Origin of the sequence: Bacillus sp. SORGH_AS_0510, from assembly GCF_030818775.1 — a bacterium.
Lineage (GTDB): Bacteria > Bacillota > Bacilli > Bacillales > Cytobacillaceae > Neobacillus.
The window spans coordinates 2368201-2393462 of record NZ_JAUTAU010000001.1 but is presented as its reverse complement, the minus strand read 5'-3'; the positions used below and the strand labels follow the sequence as shown (position 1 = coordinate 2393462).

The window sequence follows — 25262 nt, the reverse complement described above, 5'->3', positions numbered from 1 at the left end:
TTAACAAAAAAAGCCGCGGGAAAATAACCATCCCGCGGCCTTAAAAATAAGCATGAAAAAAAGAGTGCGGGCGATGCACTCTCTAAATACCTAAAATTGGTGGTAAAGAGATGTGTTATCGTTCTACTGTCATTATGCAGTTTCTAAAAAAGGGCAGACTTCCCCCTTTGAAAACTACATCATGAAAAATCGCGCGACAAAAATAAAGCGCTTCAAGCCATTGCACGCGAACAAAAGTAGAACGTTTCATCTCTTACCACCTCCGATTCCAATCAAGTTATTTCCATTTTAATTTTTTTCTTCATGAATTGCAAGCCTATTTATCAGATTATTTCGGAAACATAAATTAGTGAAGGTACTTTTTAGTTGCTCCAAATCTTCTCCGATACACAAATTTTCGTAAATCATCGTCCTTAAGATTATTATCAAAAATTAAAAATAACAATGCTTGGTAATCCGGATACTGTTCTTGTACGAAAAGGGCGAACTCCTTCCGTTCGCCCCATAGCATTTTTTTAAACTCTTCCTGATTGACAATTTCTTTTAACTTTTTCTCATAAAAGGCCTTAGTATCTTCCCATTTTTCTTTTCGATTCTCTAAAATGTCACGGGCAAAAACAGGCAATTTCTCAATAACATAATCGATATAGCCTTCAGACCACATGATCATTTTATCCTTTTCGTCTAGTTCAAACACCATAGTCATTAGTTCTAGGTCATCGACTTCTCCGCTGATGGCGTATTTTCCTACCCTATTCACTTTTCTCACCTCAAGACCATTTGATTGGTCTTATTGTTCCTCTAATTATGCACCACTATTATTGACTAATTTTGCATTCAAAGTAATAAGCTTCCCATCACGATATACTTCAAATTTAATCAAGTCACCTGTTTGAACCTTTGAATAGAGATATTTTCTTAAGTCTGACGAATTCCCAATTGCAGTTCCATTCATTGATACAATAATATCTTTTGGTTGGAACCCAGCCTTTGCAGCTGCAGAATTCGGATCAATATTCATTACAATAACGCCCTTTTTCACATTATCAGGAAGGTTTTGCCAATACATCTGTGGTACTTGGTCTAAATCCGCCAAACCAACACCTAAGTATGGCCGTTCAATCTTTCCATTTTTTATTAATTGATTCACAATAGGAATGAGGTCATTACTTGGTATAGCAAATCCCAAACCTTCGACTCCGCTTTCAGAGATTTTTAAGCTATTAATACCAATGACCTGTCCTTCTGGATTAATTAAGGCACCACCGCTATTCCCAGGATTAATGGCTGCATCTGTCTGAATAACATTTGTATCCCATTTTCCTGCAGAAGTTGAGACGGAAATACTCCTGTTTGTTGCACTCACTATACCTTGTGTAACTGTTCTAGAAAGATCTAAACCAAGTGGATTTCCTATTGCATATACCTGATCACCTGGGCGAAGAGTAGATGAATCTCCAAAATCAGCGGTTGCTGTGACATACTTGGCATCAATTTTTAATACCGCAAGATCGGTAAGGGCATCCGTACCGACCACTTCTGCCGTTGTTTTTTCACCATCAAACAATGATATTTCGAGTTTTGAAGCCCCTTCTACTACGTGATTATTAGTAACGATAAAGGCGGTATCTTTATTTTTTTGAAAAATAACTCCCGATCCAGAACCACTTTCTACACTTTGTGAAGAATTGGAATTTCCGTAGAAATTGTTTTGCTGTTGTTGATAATTGACGATCCCGACAATTGCTTTTGAAATCTTTTCAACTGTATCGGCTATAGAATTTGATGAAGCAGCAGTAGGCTTAGCGGTCACTGGTTTAGCTGCCGAAATAGCTTTTCCATTCTGCGCTGAAGTATTTATCTGTTGATCTTCAACATTAGGATATAGGTTTTTTATATAGTCGGTGTGTGGTAGGACGGCAAGGGTTAAAACCGAACCAATGATTCCTGCAGCTAAAGAAGAAGCAAATCCTTTTACATTGCGTTTTTTATGAGTACCTTTTCCTGTTTGATGGGCTGAACGAGTTTGCTCGTTAACTGTTGGAACAACCTCTTCATCTAACATTTCAGTCTCTGATGTATTATTCTCTGGCATGCCATTTTCTTGTTCGTTTCGTTCTACACCAAATGTTGCATCAACTGCATTCGAGCTATTATCTAAAAGGTTTGACTCACTAGTAATTGAATTCTCAGGCACTTCTGATGTATAAGATCCATTTCTTTCAAACTCATTTTCATTCATACGATCCATATTGTTCGATCTCCTTTACAATTGCTCAATTATTCCTTAACTTGTCTTTACTTTAACCGACAAATCTTAAGAAATTATTAACATTCTGTAACGGGATTTGAAAATTAATAAGAAAAAAAATGAACTCCATTAGAAAAAGCTGCAGATTCAATCTGCAGCCCTTTTAGACTATTTTTTGAAGTCGAATCACGAATTTTGTACCTTTTCCTTTTTCACTAAAAACCTCAATATCCCCGTTATGAAGCAGGACTAATTGCTTAACAATGGAAAGACCTAAACCAAATTGCCCATACGGGTTACTTGTTCTTGAAATATCTGCTTTATAAAAGCGGCGCCAGATGTTTTCTAGTTCCTTCGGATCAATTCCAATTCCAGTGTCCTCTACCTCAATAATAACCCCATTCGAATCTTCTCTGCCTCTTAACCAAATGGACCCATTTGTGGTAAATTGAATACTATTTTTAGTGATATTAATTAAAATTTGAACAAGGCGATCATAATCTGCATTAACCATAATATCTGGATCAACTTCGACAATAAGCTGGTCGTTTTTCTCTTCTGCCTGAAGCATTAATTGCTCCTGAATAATTTCAAGCACTTCTAAAAGCTGAATATCTTCTCTGAATAATTCAATTTGATTGGAGCGAATTTTCTCATAATCTAGGTTTTCATTAACTAACCGGATTAATCTTTTTGCCTCATGACTTACAAGGTTAACTCCTCTTTCTTTGTCTTCCTCGGGAATCATGTTATTTCTCAACCCTTCAATTACACCACTGATGGTTGTTAAAGGAGTCCTCATCTCATGTGAAACATCAGCCATGAATTGTCTTCTCCTATTCTCAAGACTTTCAATCTCTTCCATAGATGTATTAATCTTATCCACCATATGGTTAAAGTCATTTGCTAATTCACCAATTTCATCAAAGTTGGAAGACTGTACATGTACATGATAATTTCCAGAGGATACAAGTGATGTTGCTTCACGCAACCGTTTAATTCGATTGACATGAATTCTTGATAAAAACCAGCTTAATAAGAACGAAACTGCAGATGCAATTAAAATTGTATAAAGTAAGAATTTATTGATTTGATGGATCATGTCACTGGATCCACTGATAGGTGATGTTAATAAAACCCCACCTACAAACCTGTCATCATCAATGTATGGGTAGACAACGAACGTTACCCCCTCTTGCCCAAACCTTTTAAAATCACTTTGTACGATAAGAGTTTGTCCTTCAGTAATTTTCTTCCACTCATTATTCGATAATCCTTTGATAGCTGGGCCGCGTTTTCCTACTAAGTATAGATTTCCATCCTCGTCAAACATGCTAAAACTCATTTTTCGTGCTTCCAAAACCTTGCTGTATTGATTCATAATGTCTTTTGTTGCGTAAGGCGTTTCCTTCATATCTGATACAATCGCTTTTCCATAAGAGATCAGTTCTTCCGCCTTATTTTGGTACACCAAATTTTCTACATAATGAGCAAACAATAGACTAAGAATTAAGAACGCAACAATAATAATGCTAATATAGCTAAAAAATTGCTGATAGAAATATCTAAACTTGATCGGTTTTGATTGATTCATCGAACTTATACCCTACTCCCCACACAGTATGGAAGAATGGCTGTGAAGTGGTTTCTACCTTTTTGCGCAGCCGTTTTATATGAACATCAACCGTTCGTTCATCACCGTAGAATTGATAGCCCCAAACACTTTCGAGCAGTTGCTCTCTAGAAAAAACTTGTCGGGGGTGTTCAACCATAAAGTACAACAAATCAAATTCCTTCGGTGTTAAGTTTGTTATTGGTGTCCCATCAACAATGACTTCCCTAGTATCTTTATTTACTTTAAAATGATCTGTCTGAACGGTGTTCTTTTGCTCTGTTGGGATTTGCGTTTGAAAGCGCCGGGTAACAGCTTTAATTCTCGCCATTAGAGTGAGTGGACTGAAAGGTTTAGTCACATAATCATCTGCACCCATTTCAAGACCTAGTACCTGATCGGATTCACTATCCTTCGCAGTTAACATAATAATCGGAACAGTAAACTTCTCCTCGCGGATTTTCCTGCAAATGGTTACACCATCCATACCTGGTAACATCCAATCAACAATTAGTGCATCCCATGTGCCACTTTTAAATCGGTTATAGCCTTCTATTCCATCATTAACAAACTCACCTTCAATTCCTTCTTTTGCAAAAAACATTTCAATCATCGAGCAGACGCTTTTACTATCTTCAATTACTAAAATTTTCAAAATTATCATCTCCTTACTAGAAAGAAGTACTCTGTTCAGATTCTTCCCCATCTATTGAAGTACAGTACATATTATTAAATAAATGATTCCTACTTTTTAGTTTATCTCAAATTTTAAGCATATCAATATTTAAGACCATTGTTCCCGACTAATTAATACTTTGTTCATATTTTATTAATATTTTCATTTAATAAAAGGCTCTGTTAAAATTGTCTGTTGATTTCCTCTCCAGGCACTTCGCTTTCCGTGGGTGTTTCCGCGAGCCTCCTCGGCGCAAGCGCCTGCGGGGTCTCCCCTGAACCATACTCCCACAGGAGTCTTCGTGCCTTTCGCTCCAATCAACAGAGTTTATAAATCAACACTGTTCTTAAAAAATTGCTTAATAAAAAAAAAGAGGCTTGAATGACAATTCAAGTCTCTTTTCCGATAGGATTATAAAACTTTTGCTGTTGCGCCAGTAAATAATGCCTCTGCGTTCTTACCAAGCATTTTATCAATTTGTGTTTCTGTTACCCCGCTTTCTCTTAACATCGGAAGGATGTTTTCAAAGATATGCCCTGGGTGCCAATTCTCCATGATCTTCGACACTTGCTCATTCATAACTGGAGGCCGTCCTAGCCAAATATTAACGGAATCGTGTGCCAGTAAAATTTGTTTTTCGTAACCAGCATCCAATAAATCCATTAACGTTGCCACTCTTTCTTGATCAAACGGTGCGCCAACCATTCCTTGGATTCCAAAACGGTCAAACCCGATTCTAACTCCTTGATCCATGACTTCCTTATGATATTCAGGGTTAGTATTGCCGCACATATGACCAATAATAATTTTACTCGGATCAGCTCCTAGTTCTATTAACATTTTCGCCTGTTGAGGTCCCATTGTTCCTTCTTGTGTATGGGTTAAAATCACGATGCCAGTTTCCTTTTGAACCCTTGCTGCAGCACGAAAGAACATATTTTCATATGCAGTAATCTGGTCCTTGCTCGATGCAAGCTTAATAATACCTGGCTTTATTCCTGTTCCGGCAATCCCCTCTGTAATCTCCGTTTTAAACATTTCATAGATTTCTTCCTCAGCAGTGCCTAATGCCTGTCTGAACTTGAAGTAAGGAGGAGCACCCTCTCCTTCATAATAATAGCCAGTTGCACAAATAATTTGTAATCCCGTTGCTTCTGACACTTTTTTTAAGAAAAGTGGATTTCTCCCACATTCATTTGGTGTCGGGTCAACAACTGTTTGAACACCGAAACTCTGCATCTGTCTTGCTACAGCAATCGCTTGTTCTAAAAACTCCTCTTCTTTAAAAGGACCTAGTGTCACATCACCTTGGAATCCTGGGTATCCAAAAATAAAGTGTTCATGAATAAGTGTCTTTCCAAGTCTATCTACGGAAATTGGACCTGTAACTGTTTCAACATATTTCATAAATTGGTTCACCCTTTCAATTTTCTATTACAAATGAGAAAAATTTATAGATTCGTATGGTTAGACTAGGTGCTTTTGATTAGGGTTCTAAGATAAGTTTCCCTTGTGTTTGCCGGGATTGTAATAGCGTATGGACCTTAGATGCATCCTCTAATGGAAATACCCCGCCTATAGTGAGTTTTAGTTTTCCTTCACCTAAAAGGGTAAGCAGTTCTACTAAACTCGGCTGTAATAATTCTGGTTTTCTCATAATCTGTGGCAGGAAAAAACCAATGACAGATTGATTTCTTGCCATTAACGTGGATGGATAAAAACGGCTTTGTTCCCCGCATGCTGCCCCGAATATAACAAGTCGGCCAAATGTAGCTAGACATTTGACGGTTTTATTAAAAACTTCGCCGCCTACCATTTCAAGCGCAACATTTACCCCTTTACCGCCTGTTGCCTCAAGTACCTGTTCTACCCAGTCAGGTTCAGTATAGTTTATTAACACATCTGCCCCCATTTCACGTGCTAACCCCAATTTTTCCTCAGAGCTTGCAGTGGCAATTATCTTTCCAGCCCCAAACAGTTTCGCAAGCTGAACAGCAATGGTACCAACCCCCCTGCAGCGGCATGAATAAGGACACTCTCTCCAGGTTCTAACCGGCCCATTGTTTTTAAAATATGATAGGCACTCAAGCCTTGGAGTGGAAGTGCAACAGCGGTATGAAAATCAACTTGTTCAGGAAGTGGGATCAATGCCCGTTCATCTGCTAATGCGAATTCAGCATATCCTCCTGATTCAATCAAAGTCACAATCCTTGTTCCTGGTTTTACCTTTGTTACTTTCTCGCCTACTTCGGCAACAATTCCTGCAATTTCTGCTCCAGGGATGAATGGAAGAGGTGTCTTTACTACATATTGACCTTCCCTTCTTGCTGTATCAGCATAGTTGACACCAATTGCCATAATATCTATTAGTACATCATGACCCGTAGGTACTGGCTTTTCAATATTTACTAGATTTAATACTTCTGGCCCACCATATTCCTTTAATTGAACTGCCTTCATAAACTCATCTCCTACTTCCCTTTAAAAACTGGTTTTCTCTTTTCTTTAAAAGCCGCAATTCCTTCTTGATGGTCCTCTGTTTGTACCATAAGTGTCTGAACCAAGCGCTCCTGCTCAAGAATCTCCTCTAATGTGGAGGTAAAGGCTTGATCAATTAACTTCTTTTGCTTTCCATATGCCCTTCCAGGTCCATGTGCTAACTTAAGGGCAAATTTCGTTGTTTCCTCCTGAAGCTTTTCTGCTGGAACTAGGTAATTAATTACGCCAAGCTGATATAGGCGTTCAGCTGGAATTGGTTCCGCAGTGAAGAAGAACTGCTTTGCTAATTGTGGCCCAATGAGCCTTGGTAGCAAATAAGAACCCCCGCCATCAGAAATTAGCCCTACCTGTGAGAAACTTAAAGCAAATTTACTTTCTTCAGCCGCAACAATTAGATCGCAAGCTAGTGCTAAGTTCACACCCGCACCAGCAGCAAATCCATGAACAGCTGCAATTATTGGCTTCTCCGTTTCTTTCATTAATAAGATTAACTCGTTAAGCCTACCTATATGCTCGTATACTTGCACTCCCTTTGCCTGACCCATTGTTTTAACGTCCCCGCCCGCACTAAAAGAACGGCCGGCACCTGATAGAACAATTACTTGTACGTCATCATCCTGCTGGGCATGCAAAAGTGCATCCTTTAACCCTAAAATCATCTCGGGACTAAACGCATTTAAACTTTCCGGTCGGTTTAAAGTTAAAGACAATATTGGTCCTAATTTATCTACGATTAAATGTTCTTTGCTCATTTTCATCTTCCTTTCGTTTCTGATTCGGTCCTCATTATTTACAATTCTTTTATTTTATTAGCCAGCCCCCGTCTACTAACAAATCCGAGCCCGTCATATACGAGGCTTCAGAAGAAGCAGCAAAGGCTATCACACTAGCAATTTCTTCAGGATTTCCGACACGCTTTAATGCTGTGTTTTTTTGTATTGCTCTTACAAATCTTTCATTTTTCAAACCTAGCTCTGTGAGAGGAGTTTCAACAAAACCAGGTGAGACTGAATTAACTCGAATTCCATAAGGTGCAAATTCTAATGCAAGAGAGCGTGTAAAATTAATTACTCCTGCTTTTGCCGCACTATAATGAGGAATTTCTGCTCCCGCCTGATGGCCGGACAACGAGGCAACATTAACAATTGCACGATTATGTTCCTCACGCTGAGCTCCCTCAATTATGATTTTTCCTAATTCCTTTGATACTAAGAACACACTTTTTAGATTCATATTTTGAACATTGTCCCATTCTTCTTCTGTAACCTCTAAAATCTTTGAATGGCGTGATCCACCTGCGTTATTTATAAGGACATGAAGATCTCCATATTGAAGTTGAACGTACTCAGCTAATTCTGCTACATCCTCTGCATCTGTACAGTCAGCAGTGAATATTTCTGCCATCGGAACTTTACATGTACGATTGATTTCCTCAGCTGTTTTTTCGAGTTTCCCCCTTGTTCTTCCTACTAATATGACTTTGGCTCCTTCGGACACAAGGCGAGTAGCAGCAGCCTTACCAATTCCACTTCCAGCCCCTGTTACTACTGCGATTGTTTGAGAAAACATCAACATTCCCACCTCCCAATGATTAACTTGAGACGAGCAACCGATTAAAGTTTACCTTCAGCCACATGTGCAGCGTGTAGAATAAGATTCTTTACAAAGTGGTTAAAGTTGGCAAACCGAATATCGTGTGTCTGGCCCTTCTTGAAGCGATAATAGATTTGTTGACCGATGACAGCCAGTTTAAAATAAGCAAATGTCAAATAAAAATTAAAATTGGAAATATCACGTCCGCTTTTCTTAGCATACAGCTCAATGAATTGATCTCTTGTGAAAAAGCCGTCATAAACAGCAGTGACAGGCTCTCGTCCTAATCCTTTGATTAGCAAGTCGGAATCATCACTTTGATTCCAATAACTCATGGCAACTCCAAGATCTGCGAGCGGATCGCCAACTGTGGTCATTTCCCAATCAAACAAACCGACCATTTCTGTTAGCTGCGCATTAAACATGGCATTATTGAACTTATAATCATAGTGAATAACCGTCGCTTCATGCTCTTTTGGAATGTGATCTACCAACCATTTCTTCAAGGAATCAACAACAGCTATATCATCTGTTTTCGCCCTTTCATACCTGCCAATCCAACCATGCACCTGTCTTTCAATAAAACCCTCAGGCTTACTAATTAATGATAGGCTCGTTTGTTTATAGTCGATATCATGTAGTTTTACTAGTTTATCAACCATTACTTCAGAAAGGTGTTGACAAAGTTCCTTTGTCACCTTTACTCCATCTGGGAATGAGCTGTCAATTACCACTCCATTTTTTCTTTCCATAAGGAAAAATGGACTTCCCACAATTTCATGATTATTGGAGAATAAATACGGCTTTGGAGCAACTGAAAAAATCGGACTTAACTCGGATAGTATTTTAAATTCTCGCTCCATATCATGTGCTTTCGGTGCAACAGGTCCTAGCGGAGGACGTCGTAAGACTGCTTCCCAATCACCCATTTTTAATTGATAGGTTAAGTTCGAATGCCCAGCTGAAAATTGTAAAATCTCAAGCCGACTAGCTGGTAGACCAACAAACGTTTCATGTAAGAACTTTTCTAATGCAAAAAGATTCAATTCTTCTCCTTTTCGGACAGGAATTATGTCCTTATTCATTTGGCGCGTCATAGGATTCCTCCTTTCATTTCTGAAAATTCCGTCTCTTTATTACATATGAAGCCTTTAAGAGTGAACGAAATAGCTTTTAAGTTCGTTTTTTAAAAAGTCGGGGAGGTGTTGACTTTTTTGTTTTTCAAAGTCATAGTAGACCATTATTGCATTTCCCTTAGCTATTAGTTGGTTAGTTTTTGAACAGATAATATCATGTTCTAATTGAAAACTTTTGTTCCCAATTTTTGAAACAAACGTTCTAATTACTAAGGATTGATCAAAATATCCTTGACTGATAAAGTCACATTTAGTTGATGCAAGAATAAAATTCCAATTACCAACATCCATTTTATAACCTAAAGATTCAATGAAACGGATTCGTGCTTCCTCCAAGTAAATAAAATAACTTGTATTGTTTATATGTCCTAGGGCATCCGTCTCTCCAAATCTTACATTAACCATAATTTGATGCATGATGATCCTTTTCACCTCACTTACTTGTCAATAAAAATACGCTTAATACTAACCGGTTGGTATTCAAAGATTTCTAAAAAAGAGGGGTTCTTTTAGCAAGATTACCCTCTATCAATCTTTTCTTCAATTTTCTTGAATTCCCTTTAAAATCATTTCGACAAAAATCTCTGCGACTTCTTGGTCTGAGACTTTCCCGTTTGGATTAAACCATTGGTAGCTCCAATTGGTAATTCCAAGTATCCCCATGGTCACAATAGACGCATTTAAATCCTGTCGAAACTCCCTTTTAGCTATTCCATCTTTAATTAGTGCTTCAATATTCAAACGAAATTGATCCCGTTTGGGAACAATCAAGGCCAGGCGCTCTGAACTTAAATTTTTCATTTCCCTAAAGAAGATCTTTGCAGCCGCACCTTGCCGTTCGATATTTGTAATAAGCATATGCACTATCTCATATAATTTCTGTTTACAGTTTTTTGATGTATCACTCAAAATTTGTTCCTGATGGACAAGCAGCTCATTTATATACCCAAGATGGATATCCATGAGCAGTTCCTCTTTACTTGAAAAGTAATAGTAAAATGTCCCCTTTGTCACACCAAGAGAATCAACGATATCCTGTATTGAGGTTTCACTAAAACCTTTCTTTTCAAACAACTGGATGCTTTGTCCTGTGATTTTCTCTTTCACCTTTCTGTCCCCGCAATCTGTAAAAAATGTCTAATTGAAATTATACCATACTATCATTCGCTCCTTTATAGAATGAATAAATATTTGTTTTTACTTATCATTCATTCATGAAAATATTTATATCTTTTTCACTTCTTCTCTCAGAGCTCGGCGAAGGATTTTACCTACACCAGTTTTTGGTAACTGATCGCGAAATTCAACTATACGAGGGACCTTATACGTAGCAAGATTTTCCCTGCAATAATGTATTATTTCCGCTTCAGAAGAGGATTTACCTGCCTTTAGAACGATCACTGCTTTTACATCCTCTCCCCTGTATGCGTCAGGAACACCTATACATACAGCCTCTTGAACTGCTGGATGTTCGTACAATACCTCTTCAATGTCTCGAGGATAAATATTGTAGCCACTGGCAATAATCATGTCTTTTTTTCTGTCGACAATATATAGATAACCATCTTCATCTACCTTGGCAATATCTCCCGTATACAGCCAACCATTTCGTAGTGTATTTGCGGTTTCTTCTGGCATATTCCAATATCCTTTCATAATTTGAGGACCTTTAATTATAACTTCACCTAGGTCCCCCACAGGTACCTCTTCAGTGCCAGTGGCTAAATCAACAATTTTATACTCTGTGGAAGGCATACCAATTCCTACACTACCGGGTTTTCTCTCTGCAAAAGGAGGATTACAATGTGTGGTTGGTGAAGCCTCTGACAGACCATAACCCTCTAAAATCTTTGAACCTGTTTTTCTTTCAAAACTACGAAGAAGTTCAACTGGCATAGGTGCACTTCCGCTGTTACATGTTCGAATACTATCAATGCCATATTCCTCTGCCCTAGGGTGGCTTGTTATCGCCACATACATAGTTGGTACACCTGGGAACATAGTAGGCTGTTCATTTTTTATCGTATTTAGTACTTCTTCTAAATCAAAACGCGGAAGCATGATTGATTCCGCTGCTATATAAATGGAAAGATTCATACAAGAACTCATTCCAAAAACATGAAAGAGAGGAATAACGGTTAAACACCTTTCTTTTCCTAATACCATTTCATGTTTAAAAAATTCATAACATTGGATTACATTTGCTAGCACATTTTTATGTGTCAGCATAGCACCTTTGGAGCGTCCTGTGGTACCTCCAGTATATTGGAGGACAGCTACATCATGATCCGATTCAAATTCAACGGGAACGATATTTCCATTCCCTTCCGTTAGGAATTGTTCAAAGCTCCTATCTGGTGTAAAAGTATTCGCTGAAGGCTGTAAACTAACCACAATAATATTTTTCAATCTTGTTATTGACTGAACACTTTTTACTCTTGAGTACAAGGCATCAAGAACTACAATCGTTTCTGTTCCTGAATCGTTCAGGATATATTCAAGCTCACGTTCTACTGACATAGGGTTTATTTGGGTAACAATTGCCCCAGTATTAAGAATTCCATAATAGGCGATGACATATTGCGGGCAGTTTGGAAGCATAATAGCCACCCGATCGCCTTTTTGAACTTGATTTTGTTGGAGTGCCGAAGTGAAGGCGCGGGTTAATGAATATAGTTGACCATACGTAAACTTTTTCCCATAAAAGGATAGAGCATTATGTTTTGGGAATTTGGAGGCTGTTTCTTGAAGAATATGTCCCAAAGGTTTATTGGGAATGATAACATGTTTTTCTATCGTTTCAGGATAATGCGCAAACCAAGCTTTGTTTTCTTTCATTCCTTCTCCTCCATTAAATTTTATTATCCTAGTTGAATTACCTGATTAAACTTACATATTGCATAAAACTAACAAACTAAAAGGTAAGACCGCCACCATCAACTGAAAGTGTGGATCCAGTAATAAAAGAGGCCTCATCTGATGCTAAAAATAAAACCGCATTGGCTACCTCATCTGGAGTACCAATTCTTCCAAGCGCGTTTGCACGAGAGATGATCGGCCACTTTCGCTCATTCTGTCTCCAGCCTTCGATTATTTTTGTATCAATCACACCCGGGGCGATTGCATTTACCCTAATATTATGTTTCCCATACTCCAATGCAGCATTTTGTGTCAAAACCACTACACCTGCTTTAGATGCATTATAGGCTGACATATATTTTTGGCCCTTAAGCCCAAGTAAACTAGAGGTATTAATAATGGCTCCTCCACCTGATTTTGATATTTCTGGAACTGCATATTTAATTCCAAGGAACACACCCTTTAAGTTAATATCGACTACTCGATCCCATTCATCTTCAGAAAGATCCACACTTCTAACCTCGGAATTTCCAATACCTGCATTGTTGAACATAATATGTAAGCTACCGAATGTATTAGATGTGATTTGAATTAATTGTTTGATTTGTTCCGGTTCGGCCACGTCCGTTTGAACAAAAATAGCCTCTCCGCCTTCCTTTTTTATAAGGTTTACAGTCTCTTCCCCAATAATTGGATCAATATCAGCTACCGTAACCCTAGCACCCTCTTTAGCAAAACGGACGGCGGATGCACGTCCGATCCCGCCTCCGCCGCCAGTAACGATAGCAATCTTATTATTTAATCTCATACGTACCAGCCCTTTTCACTTTCTATGTTCATAGAATAAAATTATATTATGTTTACTGATATTTTCTTAATTCGAGCCTTGCAAGCTGGGCGCGATGGACTTCATCTGGACCATCAGCTAACCTCAATGTCCTTGCATTCGCCCATTGAGCTGCCAAGGTAAAATCGTTAGAAACCCCTGCTGCACCTAATGCTTGAATGGCTCGGTCAATGACACGCAAGGCCATGGATGGTGCAACCACCTTAATCATGGCAATTTCAGTTTTTGCTTCTTTATTACCCACAGTATCCATCATGTAAGCAGCTTTTAAGGTAAGCAATCTAGCTTGTTCAATTTCAATCCTAGAATCAGCAATCCACTCCCCAATCACTCCTTGTCGAGAAAGTGGCTTTCCAAAAGCCGTACGAACTTGAACGCGCTTACATAATTCCTCAAGTGCCCGCTCTGCAGCCCCGATTAATCTCATACAGTGGTGGATTCTTCCAGGTCCCAGCCTACCTTGAGCAATTGCAAACCCCTTTCCCTCTCCCCATAGAATATTATCAACCGGAACTCTTACATTGTCATAGGTAATCTCCCCGTGTCCATGTGGGGCATGATCATACCCAAACACTGGCAACATACGTTCAATTTTTACACCGGGGGTATCAAGAGGAACTAGAATCATAGATTGTTGTTCGTGCCGGTTGGCATTTGGATCGGTTTTTCCCATTACAATCGCAATTTTACAGCGAGGATCACCAGCGCCAGATGACCACCATTTCCGTCCGTTTATTACGTATTCATCGCCGTCTCTTTCAATCATAGCTTCAATATTGGTCGCATCCGATGAGGCAACCGCTGGTTCAGTCATGGAGAAGCAAGACCTGATTTCCCCTGCTAGCAGTGGCTTTAACCATTGTTCTTTATGCTGCTCTTTCCCATACCGAACAATAACTTCCATATTCCCTGTATCTGGTGCACTACAATTAAATACTTCTGGTCCAATTAATGAGCGCCCCATTATCTCACAGAGAGGGGCATATTCCATGTTAGTAAGACCCGCACCATATTCACTTTCCGGCAAAAATAAATTCCAAAGACCTTCCGCTTTCGCCTTTTCCTTTAGCTCCTCCATAATTGGCGGAACCGCACTCCAACGGGACTCTTGTTCATTTAATTGCTGTTCATACACACGTTCATTAGGATAAACATGCGCCTCCATGAATGCTGTTAACTTTTCTTGCAGGTCTTTTACCTTTTGAGAATAGGAAAAATCCAATCTCTCCACTCCCTTCCTCATACTAACCAGTTAGTATGTTATGAGTTTAATTATACTCCTAAAACTTAAATATTCAAATTCTTTTCTAAATATTCTAATAAATTTATAAAACATATACAACAATTTAAATTATTTAAAAAAGCCGAGAATTTCTCGACCTTGTTTCGAATCAGTATCTCTTAAACGACCTTTTCTGCTTATTCATCACTTCAAACGATTTCTCAATAATATCAGTTAACACATCACCTTTATAAATTCTGCCAAGCTTCAAGCCTTGTTGATAGTACTCGACAATTTCATCGAGTTTTGCTGAGGTTTCTTTGGTAATTCTTACATTCAATTGTATTCTTTCGTTTTCAGACATGATAGCCACTCCTATAAAACTATTATCACATTGCTAGCAATTATCTATTATCCTTTATCAATGCTACTATACTATATATCTACAAATTTTTCATTACTTTCACAAAATATAAAGAGTACTGGATTTCCAGTACTCTACTTGTTAATAAAGTGGCTAAAAAAGTATTTTGACATTAATAATTACCTATCTCGCTCTCAGGAGATTGAATAATGACTGGATGTTTACCCGGATCAAGCCATTTAAGGATGTTAATAACACTATTTTGTCCCGTACCAGTACAACCTAGTGTATAGTTATTAGCCACGTGGAAAAATATAGCTTAACCCGCCCCTGGAATTCTTTCTACTGTATTGTAATTAATGACGAATCCGTAATTATAGGCAGAAATATTCATTTTTTCCGCACTTGACCAACGCCCAAGATTTTCTGAATCCTTTTGCCAAGTATTATATAAAGTAGATGCAGGATCATCTACCCACACATCATCATTTGTGATTTGCCGATAGGGTAGTTTTGTCCCAGGGTTTGGATAACGTCCGAATGCTGTTCCTATCGTATATTTTCCTCGAGGAGACTTTTTAGCCCCTTCTTTCATTGTTGCAGCAAAGCCTTCTTTCCCAATATACCCTGAGATATTAAGCTTTTCATACCACTTATTATCGAATTTTTCAAAGGTTCGTATCTTAGCATTATAAGTAGAATATCCTAAGGTGGTTACGAGAATTAACTGATTATTATCCTTAATACTTGTAAACTGATCAGCAATAGTGCTTGGAATCCAGCTACCATTTTGATTAAAGTAATACCATTTGTCAATAAAAATCCAACCTATTTGCATGGCTCCCAATTGATTTAGGTAATACCAATGATTATTCTGCAGAATCCAGCCCTTTTGCATATCTCCGTGTATACTCAAAAAATACCACTTACCGTTATCTAGTATCCACCCCTGCTTCATGGAGCCACTATCGGCAAGATAATACCACTTCCCTGCTGAAAAAAGCCAGCCCGTATGCATTTTTCCATCTTGGTCAAGGAAATACCATTTCCCCTCGTTAAACAGCCAGCCAGTTTTCATTGCCCCACTGCTTTCAAGGTAGTACCATTTTCTATCAATATTTAACCATCCACGTTGCATAACCCCATCATTTCTCATAAAATACCATTTGCCATTATCGTATAACCAGCCTGTATGAAGTGTTCCATCAGTCTGATTAAAATAATACCAATTGTTTTCAAGAGTAATCCAGCCTTTTACCAATTGATTATTCTGATAATAGTACTGTTTTCCATTCTCTTCAAACCAACCATTTTTTACACCTTCTTCATTTGCAGATGTAGTTAACGGACTAATGAATATGGTTAGCAAAGTCAATATTAGCAAAATTCTTAATCTCAAATTCTTATTACCCTCCTGATTATAAATTTTAAAACAGTAACTATTATTTTATAGGAATGACCATTATTATTACACCTACGAATATACCATTTTCTTTACATAAAAAACTTGGCTATCTATTCGATAGTCAAGTCTATTTCTTTTCTATTACTAAATGGATAAGGACTGTTTCGGATTAGTGTTTACAAAATGATTTGTGAGCCATGTTTCTAAATGTTGCTTTAATTCTGGATGAAGGGGGAGCTTTCCTTCTGCCACAATATCCTTTTTCATCGTAAACATAGTAGAAGTATACGTGATAAACTTGCAGGAGTGGCCCATGTTTTCAATAACATGATATTGTGCATCTCCTTTAACATAATGAGGCAAATCTTTCAGAACCCCTGGATTTGCTTGAACATCGCGTAAACCCGTAATAGCAAGAACAGGACAGGTTACCTTAGACAAATCCTCTCTAACATTATAATTAAAATGTTCTCGCATCCACTTGGCATTCGTCTTAACAAAGTTTACTTTCATCACGTCATCTGTTGAGTGTAGGATCTTTTCTATAAATTTTTGTGCTTGGGGTTCCACTTTGTTTTGTGTCCTAAACAAACGTAATAAAAACCCTTGAAACCCTTTCGCATTTTTGATATCCTCCACTGCAATATCCCGTTGTCTTTTTAGAGCTTCACTTATTCTTTCAACTGCACCTGATAATAAAATTAAACCCCCGAGATTTTCACGTGCCGCAACAGCTGTTCCAATTGTACTGCCTTCGCTGTGACCAAGAAGGATCACACTTCCAGATTCTACTTCAGGAAGGTTTTTTAAATAACGGATAGCTGCTTGTGCGTCTTCGACTAAGTCCCATACTCCTGTTGTTAAATAGTTACCTTCACTAGCTGCCACACCCCGTTTATCATACCTTAGAGTAATATAGCCTATTGACGTTAGAAATTCAGCCAATTGTCCGTACAGTTTTAAATCTAACTTATTATTTACTTTTCCATTCCGATCTAATTTTCCTGACCCTGCTAATATTAAAATTGCCGGACATTTTTCAGAACGGACTTCAGGTATAGTTAATGTACCCTTTAGAGCTATCTTACTTTGAATCGTAATTTCTTTTTCAATGAATTTCATTGTTAATTCCCCCTATTATCTATTGATTGTTCTGGAATAATAATTGTGGCGACTGTTCTTCTTCGTCGATCTTTTTCCGGTTTAATTTGAGTAAACTTAGAATAAACTCCTACGATTTCTTTTATAAATTGACTAAATTCCTCTTCATTTAAGTACATAGAAGTTTGACGAAAAGATACACCATCGACAACTATATCGAATCTATCTTGATTTAAGTACCGTTCATATTCTCCCATTAAATTCGCCATAAACTTGATAAATAAGCCCATATGTTGATCCTTTGAAAGGGTGTTTACTTCCTCTACCCCCAAAGTCATCTTGCTTGGATTATTGATTGAATATACCTTTTCCACTGTACCGCGAATCGGTATTTCATCAACAATGTGAATGACCTCTGCTTCCACCAGTTTTTTTATATGCCTATACAATGATGCTTGTGGAATATCAGGAAGTAACTCCCTAATCTGCTGTGCTGTAATTTGTTGGTTAATTAAACATTGAATTATTCTCATTCGAACGGGATGTAAAATTACGTCTGCCCTTGATTCATTTTTCATATGAAATACTGCTCCTAATTTTATTATCATTATCAATAATGATAATAAATGATTTTTTTTCAAATGTAAATAGGTTAATGGAAAAATAAAGAAATTATTCCCTATTTTACTTTTAGCTTTTTCCTTGCTTTTTACATGGAATGGCAATTTTCTACTAATATTAAATTGAGGAGGGTTGCGGAAATGATGTTGTCTTGGATATTAGGTGTTTTTTTGGTGGCTCAACAAGGAAATCCCCCAGATCACTTAGGTATTACAAAGGACGGCCACCATGTTACAACAATTAATCGAATGGATTTTTCCAATCCATATATTGACTTGCCAATAATTGATTCCATCAAATACAACCAGTTTTTAGACCAGATGGATAAGCAATTTTCTACACAGCCTAAAGATGCATACATAAATAAACATGGATTAATAATTTCTGAACAAGTTGGATTGCAGATCAATCGACAAGCATTTACGGAACAATTTTATTCCTACTATTTTTCTAGGCGTCAGAGCACATTAGAAATTCCATTTAAACCTATTTATGCAAAAGTAGATAGCGAATTACTTGGAGAAATTCGTAATTTACGTATTGGACGATATGTCACTACTTTTAATCCAGGTAATAAGACGCGAACTACGAATATTAAGCTGGCAGTAGAGTCAATAAATAATACGGTGGTTTTCCCTGGTGAAACCTTTTCTTTTAATAAAGTGGTTGGTAAAAGGACTGTGGCAAAAGGCTATCTACGAGCACCTGTCATTATAAGAGGAGAGTACTCCGAAGACATTGGCGGTGGAATTTGCCAGGTATCATCTACTTTATTTAATGCTGTTGATAATGCAGGTCTAAAAATCGTACAGCGCTTTTCTCACAGCAGAAAAGTCCCTTATATTCCACCTGGCCGTGATGCCACCGTTAGCTGGTATGGACCTGATTTTGAATTTAAAAATCTGTATAACCAACCTATATTAATTCAAGCTCGCACATTGGGGCATTTGTTGGTGATTAAATTATATTCTTCAGAAAATATACAATATACTCCACGTAAAGTACCCCAACCACCCTATTAGAGCATAGAAAAAGTCCGCAAAATAAGCGGACTTTTGTTTATTCCTTTTTATTTAATGCGTTTGAAAGTAACTCCTCAGAGAATTCAGTTAACGCTGCATTATCCATTAAATTAATATTTGCTTTAGGTGAAATGTTTGGCGTAAAGTTCTTTAAAACATTTTGAATTGGACGTGTAATACTTCTTCGTTTGCCACGGGTAACACCTAAAACAGCAGCACTTAATCCTAATCCTAAAAGGGATGCCCACATGGTTCCTTTACTCTTTCGTTTAGGCGTAAACAAGTTGAAAAACGGTAGTCTATTCATTTTTCGCATTATCAGCACTCCTTCAACATGGTATGGAAAGTAAAATCTCCCCTCCATTTGCTTAATTTGTGCTGTTTCTTTTTGATTATGCCTAGGAAACAATTCGTTCTTTGTCATTTCTTGACATGATAAACAAAAGAACCTCTCAACTCCTTTTAACATAGTATGCAAAAAAGATAATTTGGGTGGTGTCTATGGGAGGCTTAACATATTTTGATTTCTTGGCTAAGTTTGGCGTTGGAGGTGCCCACCCAGGTGGAATCCTTTTAACAAAAGATATTCTATCTGGAGAAAATATTACAAAAAACTCAGTAATCCTAGATGCAGGATGCGGTACAGGACAAACGGCTGCCTATTTATGTCAGCAATATCATTCAAAGGTATATGGTTTAGAAATTAACCCCATTATGGTTGAGAAAGCTAAAAACAGGTTTCAAACGTTGCAGCTCCCAGTTCAGTTATTCCAAGGTTCTATTGAAGAAATTCCCTTTGGAGACAATTCTTTTGATTTTATACTGTCTGAATCTGTTTTAGCCTTTGTGAATAAACCTAAAGCTTTAAAAGAATTTTATAGGGTGTTAAAACCTGGCGGCAGATTAATTGCTAATGAAATGACTATTAATTCACAATTAACTCCAAAGGAAGAAACAGAAATAAAGCAATTTTATGCAATTGATAATTTATTATTAGAAGAAGACTGGGAGCATTTATTAAAAGCGGCAAATTTCAAAGATATTACAATGAAATCTCATATGCAGCCGCTTAGCCAAGGGAATCATGCACCTGAGTTTAACTTTTCGAAAAACTTCGAGCCTGAATTATTTCAAATTTTAAATGAACACGGAAATATTGTTATTAAATATCAACAAACATTGAGTTACCGAATTATTACTTGTTCAAAATTTTAAGGAGCATAAAGGACTTCTTTTGATGTTAAATGAGTGGTCCTTTTTTAATTGGCTCTGTTAAAATTGTTTGTTGATTTCCGCTCCAAGCACGAGCGGTTCGTGGGTGTTTCGGCGAGCCTCCTCGGAGAAACGCGCCTGCGGGGTCTCCCCTGAACCATACTCCCACAGGAGTCTTCGTGCCTTCCGCTCCAATCAACTGGGTGTATTAATCAACACTGTCTCTAAACACAGCCTTTTATTTAAATGCCTTTTTTCTAAGGTATATTATTCCCGGAACGTAAAAAAATAAAGCGTGAAGGGATGGATGCCATATGGATCAAACATTAGGATACCTTAGGGAAATCTTATCAAACTACACAGACGATCATTCTGAAGGTAGACAAATATATCGGAAACTGGTTGAGGGAAATTTTCGTTCGGAGGGGTCCTTTGTCCAAAATTTAAATCAAAAGGAGATCGCATTTTTAAATAAAATGCTTCCTAAGGAAATTAACTACGCTAAAGAGGAACAGGATGAAAAAAGAGCCTATCAATTAAACGAAGTATTTGAGCTATTATTTTAACAAGCAAAAAGATGGCAGAAAATTCTGCCATCTTTTTTGGAAATATTTCAATTTTCGCAAAACTATTTCCTAGGTAAGCGCATAGTACGACAAATCTTGATTCTTTAAAAGAATACAATTCCCCAAGAAACGACACAATTTGATTAAAAATTACAATTTTTAACCTCCATTAAGTGTATGCTAATGAAAACTGGCATATTGTGCGATCAGCCTTGTTCTATTCCCTCAGTGGATATCTTTCTTCTTAAAACGCCCGCCTCTAACCTCAGCGATATCAGCAACTGCTAAAAATGCACTATCATCGTTTTCAGTTACAATTTCTTTTAACTTTGCTTCCTCCAAACGATTTATCACACAAAAGATTACCTTTTTGTCGTCTCCAGAATAAGCTCCTTCACCATTGATGTAAGTTACTCCACGTCCAAGTCGATTTAGAATGGCATCACCAATTTGTTTGGCATTGTCACTTATGATCCATACTGATTTTGACTCATCTAAACCAGTAATTGTGATATCAATAGTCTTGTATGCGACAAAATAAGCAATAAGTGAGTACATTGCTCGATCCCAACTGAAGACAAAGCCAGCACTACCTAGAATGAAAAGATTAAAAAACATGATAATTTCGCCAACAGAGAATGGAAGTTTATTATTAAAGAGAATAGCTAATATTTCTGTGCCATCCAAGGAACCTCCGTACCGAATGACCAGACCTATGCCTATCCCAAGTACAATCCCACCAAATACAGTTGCAAGGAGAATATCTTGAGTAAATGCTGGAACCGGATGGAGCAAAGTAGTTCCAATAGAAAGGATAATAATCCCATAAAGAGTGGATAAAGCGAAGGTTTTGCCGATCTGCTTATAGCCTATAAAGAAAAAAGGGATGTTGAGAATAAAAATGAAAACCCCTAGTTTCCATCCTGTAATATACGATAGCATAATGGAAATTCCCGTTATTCCACCATCAATTACATTATTAGGAACTAAAAATATTTCTAGACCAACTGACATTAAAGCAGCACCTAGTGTAATCAATAATATTCTTTGAAAAATCTTTCTTTTTGTTAATTTTCGATGTTCAATTTTCGCTATGATTGCTTCCTGTTGCTCAATGACATTCATTTCTTGAATTCCGGACATTATCTTTCCCCTTTCCAATTTTAACTTCTAATTTATATTATAACGGAACTTCGCCTCTAATTATAATCAAATGCCTATTTTTCTTATCACTTCTATTCGAAGTGAAATAAAAAGAAGCTGCTTCTAGTTTGAAGCAACCTCTTAATTATGATTCTCATCTTAGGAGACCCAACCATGACATCAGCCAATACGTAAACCATTTCGGAATAGTCAGCCAATGTGTGTTTGTTCCGTTGAAGGAATTAATTCACATGGAATTCAATGGAATTCAAACTCCTAAAAAGAAACAAATTTTTCAGTCCGTGAAACCGGAGGGACTCAATTTGAATAAAATATACTCGTTCACACAAGCGGAACGAACACCTATGGTTGAGCCTCCTAAGATGTAACCTTTGTTTTTTTATCTTGTTTTCTTTACAATTTAATTATATCTTATATTTTTTTGAATTTACCGAAATTTTGTTACAAACTAGTGAATCTTTTTAGGGATTCTCCCACTATATTAATAGTTATGAATATTAAAAAAAGTCTTGAAATTTATTATCTATATCATTATTCTAGATAAAAACAAGGGGAAACTAATATGATCAGAAAACTAACCATAAAAGATGAAGAACAGGTCCTCTCCTTTTTAAGCGAGGAGCCTTCAATTAATTTATTTATTCTAGGAGATTTGGAAGCATTTGGGTTCGAAGCTGAATTTCAGGAACTTTGGGGCGAATTTGATGAACAAGGAGTTATAAAGGCCGTTCTACTACGCTTTTACAAGTCTTTTATTCCTTATGCAAAAGGTGAATTCGACGTAAGTGGTTTTGCCACTATAATAAAAAGTTACCATCAGCCTATTTTCCTTTCCGGGAAAACAGAAATAGTTGAAAAGTTTGAGCAGTTTAAGGAACTAGAACTTGGAGAAAAACAAGTAACCTATTTTGCTGAGTGCCGGTCAGATGTGAACCTTACGTTAAATACCGATGAGTTAGAAATAAAAAAGGCTGGTTTGGATGACGTAGATCAAATTATGGATCTTCGCGCTACTATTACTGAGTTTCATATTAGAACTGATGCCCGTGATATGCTTATAAAATCCATGGAAGCTAGTACGGCAAGGACCTATTATACAGAGGAAAATGGAGTGTTTACTTCCTGTGTCTCAACCACTGCTGAAAATTCGAGTTCAGCCATGATAGTAGGTGTATGCACGAGAAATGAACATCGCCGAAAAGGGCTAGCAACTGCAGTAATGAAAAAGCTTTTTACAGATGTGCTAAACGAAGGAAAGGCACTCTGTCTATTTTATGATAACCCAGATGCTGGGCGGATTTACAAGAGACTTGGATTTAAGGATATTGGAACTTGGACAATGCATAGATAAATGAAGAAATCCCCAATTTGGGGATTTTTCTTTAATCTACAATAGGGTGTTTAAAATTATCCTCAACTGGAATTTTGTTACCTTTAATGATTGCATCCAACTTGTACTTATAATCCTCGAGCTTGTCATCAAAAGGAATCGTAACTTTATCGCCATTTTCCATTTCAAAATTGTATTGGAAAAGACTTGTAGTCCCTTGATGATTTCTATAAACAATATGAACTTTATTAATATCTTTCCAACTATACACCGTTTCTTCTAATCCTTTTAATGAATTGTAATGAATCCCAGAGTCATCCAAATAGTAATAATTTGTTAAACTTAAAATAAATGCTGGTATACTAGCAAGTAGTAATATGCCTGTAAGCCATTTTATCTTTACAGATTCCCATCTTTGTTTAAAAATGAGATAGAGAGTAAAAACAATAGCTATGTATAGCATCCCACCCATAAATGTGATATAAGCAGAAAATGGTGTTGAAAAAAACCAATAATCACGTGAAAAGTAAACCGTACTTTGGAATGTAGCTACAAATATAAATGGTAAAATGAAACTACAGATGTATAAAATAATTGTATATGCAACCAGTTTTGCTTGACTTTGTTCTTCATCTTTATTCTTTCTCACTAACAACAACTGAATCCCCCTTTATTTGCTCTATCTTTATCTCACCATTATTATCTGAAAATTTTACATTTTTTTCAAGAAAAATTCGAAAATTTAAAAAACCAATCCATTAAAAGATTGGTTTTGCTTGTTACAATTTATTTCGACCCTGGGGCTGGCTGATCCACCCCTTTTACGTGGTGACTATGGCCATTATCTTCTGATGTATAGAAATCGTAGTAATGAACATGCATCCCATTCCCCACCGGAATTGCTGGACCAGAATATGCACGGTAATGGTGTGTGTGTCCATCCTCAAATAGTACATAACCTTCAGTATAGTGAACATGTCCCCCATCTTGAGTCAAAATAGGCGGAGAAGTAACGTCTAAACATTGATGTACATGGCCAGAACTTACCCCTGTATAGTCAACGGAGCCATGATTATGATTGGCCACAAATCCTTGGATAAAATCGTCTTTGCTATTCTGTCTCACTAAATACACCTCGCATTGTAAATTTTTATTAATGTTAAATCTATATGCACACTAACAGACTCTTTTTCATTAATTGGTAAAATTTTAGGGAGACGAAAAAATACATAAGCAAAAGAAAAATTCACATACTATTTTTGTAATTCCATTAATACACGAAAGAAGGATAAAAAATGACTGTAGGAACGCAAGTTAAACAAGCATTAGCTGGCTTAAAAAGTGCTCAGGCGAGTTTTGAAACCTTTGCCTTAGCTACCGATAATCAAAATGCAAAGCAGCTTTATCAACAAGCCGCACAACAAACACAATCTGTACTGGACAGTCTTGAACCACGTCTTCAAGAGATCTTAGCTGAAGAGCCTCAGTACAATCAATAAGGTAGAATAGGTTGGCAAATGTGCCAACCCCTTTTTCATTTTTTTATTCTTGAAAGGAAGTTGTTAAAGTGACCATTGCTTCAAATGTTAAACAATGTCTTTCAACTATTAAAGGAATTGAAGCGGAATTGTCCTCTTTAGCATTAAATTCGCTTGATAAGCAAGCCCAAGTTATTTTTCATGAATCTACAATAACTATGGGACAGATAAGGAAAGATCTTCAATACCGAGTTTTGGAGCTTGAACGACATGAGCCTCAATACAGCGGCTCCTAAATATGGGG

28 protein-coding genes and 1 pseudogene are annotated in these 25262 nt (G+C 37.2%); 6 read left to right on the top strand and 23 right to left on the bottom strand.

Annotated elements, in window-relative coordinates:
• Positions 1 to 115: 115 nt before the first annotated feature.
• From QE429_RS12310 to QE429_RS12220, 19 genes and pseudogenes are all read right to left on the bottom strand, one after another.
• Positions 116 to 250, bottom strand: a complete 135-nt coding sequence (locus QE429_RS12310; protein ID WP_307287310.1) for an RAxF-45 family protein — start codon at positions 248 to 250, stop codon at positions 116 to 118.
• 96 nt (positions 251 to 346) lie between these two features.
• Positions 347 to 760 carry a hypothetical protein gene (locus tag QE429_RS12305; protein ID WP_307287308.1) on the bottom strand — a complete coding sequence of 138 codons (414 nt, stop codon included), beginning with the start codon at positions 758 to 760 and terminating at the stop codon, positions 347 to 349.
• 45 nt (positions 761 to 805) lie between these two features.
• Entirely contained in the window at positions 806 to 2251 is a 1446-nt protein-coding gene (locus QE429_RS12300; protein ID WP_307287307.1) for a S1C family serine protease, read from the bottom strand.
• Positions 2252 to 2414: 163 nt separating this feature from the next.
• On the bottom strand, positions 2415 to 3845 hold the full coding sequence (locus QE429_RS12295) for a sensor histidine kinase (RefSeq protein WP_307287306.1): 1431 nt from the start codon (positions 3843 to 3845) through the stop codon (positions 2415 to 2417).
• Positions 3817 to 4518 (bottom strand): response regulator transcription factor, encoded by a 702-nt coding sequence (locus tag QE429_RS12290; protein WP_307287305.1) that lies wholly within the window; start codon positions 4516 to 4518, stop codon positions 3817 to 3819. Before QE429_RS12290 ends, QE429_RS12295 begins: the two co-directional genes overlap by 29 nt.
• Before the next feature lie 432 nt (positions 4519 to 4950).
• On the bottom strand, positions 4951 to 5946 hold the full coding sequence (locus QE429_RS12285) for a phosphotriesterase family protein (RefSeq protein WP_307287304.1): 996 nt from the start codon (positions 5944 to 5946) through the stop codon (positions 4951 to 4953).
• Positions 5947 to 6025: 79 nt separating this feature from the next.
• Positions 6026 to 6999 (bottom strand): annotated as a pseudogene (locus tag QE429_RS12280) (quinone oxidoreductase family protein).
• A gap of 11 nt (positions 7000 to 7010) precedes the next feature.
• Positions 7011 to 7790 (bottom strand): enoyl-CoA hydratase/isomerase family protein, encoded by a 780-nt coding sequence (locus QE429_RS12275; RefSeq protein ID WP_307287303.1) that lies wholly within the window; start codon positions 7788 to 7790, stop codon positions 7011 to 7013.
• Positions 7791 to 7839: 49 nt separating this feature from the next.
• On the bottom strand, positions 7840 to 8613 hold the full coding sequence (locus tag QE429_RS12270) for an SDR family NAD(P)-dependent oxidoreductase (protein WP_373463194.1): 774 nt from the start codon (positions 8611 to 8613) through the stop codon (positions 7840 to 7842).
• 38 nt (positions 8614 to 8651) lie between these two features.
• Entirely contained in the window at positions 8652 to 9728 is a 1077-nt protein-coding gene (locus QE429_RS12265) for a phosphotransferase family protein (RefSeq protein WP_307287302.1), read from the bottom strand.
• A gap of 54 nt (positions 9729 to 9782) precedes the next feature.
• Positions 9783 to 10184 (bottom strand): acyl-CoA thioesterase, encoded by a 402-nt coding sequence (locus tag QE429_RS12260; RefSeq protein WP_307287300.1) that lies wholly within the window; start codon positions 10182 to 10184, stop codon positions 9783 to 9785.
• A 123-nt stretch (positions 10185 to 10307) separates the two neighbouring features.
• A complete protein-coding gene (locus QE429_RS12255; RefSeq protein WP_307287299.1) occupies positions 10308 to 10874 on the bottom strand; it encodes a TetR/AcrR family transcriptional regulator in 567 nt (188 codons plus the stop codon).
• A gap of 117 nt (positions 10875 to 10991) precedes the next feature.
• A complete protein-coding gene (locus tag QE429_RS12250; protein WP_307287297.1) occupies positions 10992 to 12605 on the bottom strand; it encodes a long-chain-fatty-acid--CoA ligase in 1614 nt (537 codons plus the stop codon).
• Between the two features lie 76 nt (positions 12606 to 12681).
• Positions 12682 to 13434, bottom strand: coding sequence for an SDR family NAD(P)-dependent oxidoreductase (locus tag QE429_RS12245; RefSeq protein WP_307287296.1), 753 nt, complete (start codon positions 13432 to 13434; stop codon positions 12682 to 12684).
• A 52-nt stretch (positions 13435 to 13486) separates the two neighbouring features.
• Entirely contained in the window at positions 13487 to 14695 is a 1209-nt protein-coding gene (locus tag QE429_RS12240; protein ID WP_307290797.1) for an acyl-CoA dehydrogenase, read from the bottom strand.
• Positions 14696 to 14864: 169 nt separating this feature from the next.
• Positions 14865 to 15059, bottom strand: a complete 195-nt coding sequence (locus QE429_RS12235) for a hypothetical protein (RefSeq protein ID WP_307287294.1) — start codon at positions 15057 to 15059, stop codon at positions 14865 to 14867.
• 319 nt (positions 15060 to 15378) lie between these two features.
• Positions 15379 to 16458, bottom strand: a complete 1080-nt coding sequence (locus QE429_RS12230) for a cell wall-binding protein (protein WP_307287292.1) — start codon at positions 16456 to 16458, stop codon at positions 15379 to 15381.
• 150 nt (positions 16459 to 16608) lie between these two features.
• On the bottom strand, positions 16609 to 17586 hold the full coding sequence (locus QE429_RS12225) for an alpha/beta hydrolase (protein WP_307287290.1): 978 nt from the start codon (positions 17584 to 17586) through the stop codon (positions 16609 to 16611).
• Positions 17587 to 17588: 2 nt separating this feature from the next.
• Positions 17589 to 18143, bottom strand: a complete 555-nt coding sequence (locus QE429_RS12220; protein ID WP_307287289.1) for a helix-turn-helix domain-containing protein — start codon at positions 18141 to 18143, stop codon at positions 17589 to 17591.
• A gap of 183 nt (positions 18144 to 18326) precedes the next feature.
• On the opposite strand from QE429_RS12220, the gene QE429_RS12215 reads away from it, so the two are divergent.
• On the top strand, positions 18327 to 19208 hold the full coding sequence (locus tag QE429_RS12215; RefSeq protein ID WP_307287288.1) for a VanW family protein: 882 nt from the start codon (positions 18327 to 18329) through the stop codon (positions 19206 to 19208).
• A 37-nt stretch (positions 19209 to 19245) separates the two neighbouring features.
• Here the strand turns inward: QE429_RS12215 and QE429_RS12210 are convergent, their stop codons facing one another.
• The gene (locus QE429_RS12210; protein WP_307287286.1) at positions 19246 to 19524 is read right to left on the bottom strand and encodes a hypothetical protein; all 279 of its coding nucleotides are present in this window, start codon (positions 19522 to 19524) and stop codon (positions 19246 to 19248) included.
• A 185-nt stretch (positions 19525 to 19709) separates the two neighbouring features.
• Here QE429_RS12210 and QE429_RS12205 point away from each other — a divergent pair, with 185 nt between their 5' ends.
• Together QE429_RS12205 and QE429_RS12200 are read left to right on the top strand one after the other, a co-directional pair.
• Complete coding sequence (locus tag QE429_RS12205; protein WP_307287285.1) at positions 19710 to 20423, top strand: class I SAM-dependent methyltransferase; 714 nt, start codon at positions 19710 to 19712, stop codon at positions 20421 to 20423.
• 311 nt (positions 20424 to 20734) lie between these two features.
• Positions 20735 to 20986 carry a sigma-G-dependent sporulation-specific acid-soluble spore protein CsgA gene (locus QE429_RS12200; RefSeq protein WP_307287283.1) on the top strand — a complete coding sequence of 84 codons (252 nt, stop codon included), beginning with the start codon at positions 20735 to 20737 and terminating at the stop codon, positions 20984 to 20986.
• Positions 20987 to 21211: 225 nt separating this feature from the next.
• Here the strand turns inward: QE429_RS12200 and QE429_RS12195 are convergent, their stop codons facing one another.
• The gene (locus QE429_RS12195) at positions 21212 to 22129 is read right to left on the bottom strand and encodes a YitT family protein (RefSeq protein WP_307287282.1); all 918 of its coding nucleotides are present in this window, start codon (positions 22127 to 22129) and stop codon (positions 21212 to 21214) included.
• Positions 22130 to 22712: 583 nt separating this feature from the next.
• Between QE429_RS12195 and QE429_RS12190 the strand changes: the two genes are divergently transcribed.
• Positions 22713 to 23501 (top strand): GNAT family N-acetyltransferase, encoded by a 789-nt coding sequence (locus QE429_RS12190; RefSeq protein WP_307287281.1) that lies wholly within the window; start codon positions 22713 to 22715, stop codon positions 23499 to 23501.
• 31 nt (positions 23502 to 23532) lie between these two features.
• Here QE429_RS12190 and QE429_RS12185 read toward each other — a convergent pair whose 3' ends face one another.
• Together QE429_RS12185 and QE429_RS12180 are read right to left on the bottom strand one after the other, a co-directional pair.
• Positions 23533 to 24135, bottom strand: coding sequence for a hypothetical protein (locus QE429_RS12185; protein WP_307287279.1), 603 nt, complete (start codon positions 24133 to 24135; stop codon positions 23533 to 23535).
• 131 nt (positions 24136 to 24266) lie between these two features.
• Entirely contained in the window at positions 24267 to 24605 is a 339-nt protein-coding gene (locus QE429_RS12180) for a YmaF family protein (protein ID WP_307287278.1), read from the bottom strand.
• 170 nt (positions 24606 to 24775) lie between these two features.
• On the opposite strand from QE429_RS12180, the gene QE429_RS12175 reads away from it, so the two are divergent.
• Complete coding sequence (locus QE429_RS12175; protein ID WP_307287277.1) at positions 24776 to 24979, top strand: DUF1657 domain-containing protein; 204 nt, start codon at positions 24776 to 24778, stop codon at positions 24977 to 24979.
• Positions 24980 to 25047: 68 nt separating this feature from the next.
• Complete coding sequence (locus tag QE429_RS12170; protein WP_307287276.1) at positions 25048 to 25254, top strand: DUF1657 domain-containing protein; 207 nt, start codon at positions 25048 to 25050, stop codon at positions 25252 to 25254.
• Positions 25255 to 25262 lie beyond the last annotated feature (8 nt).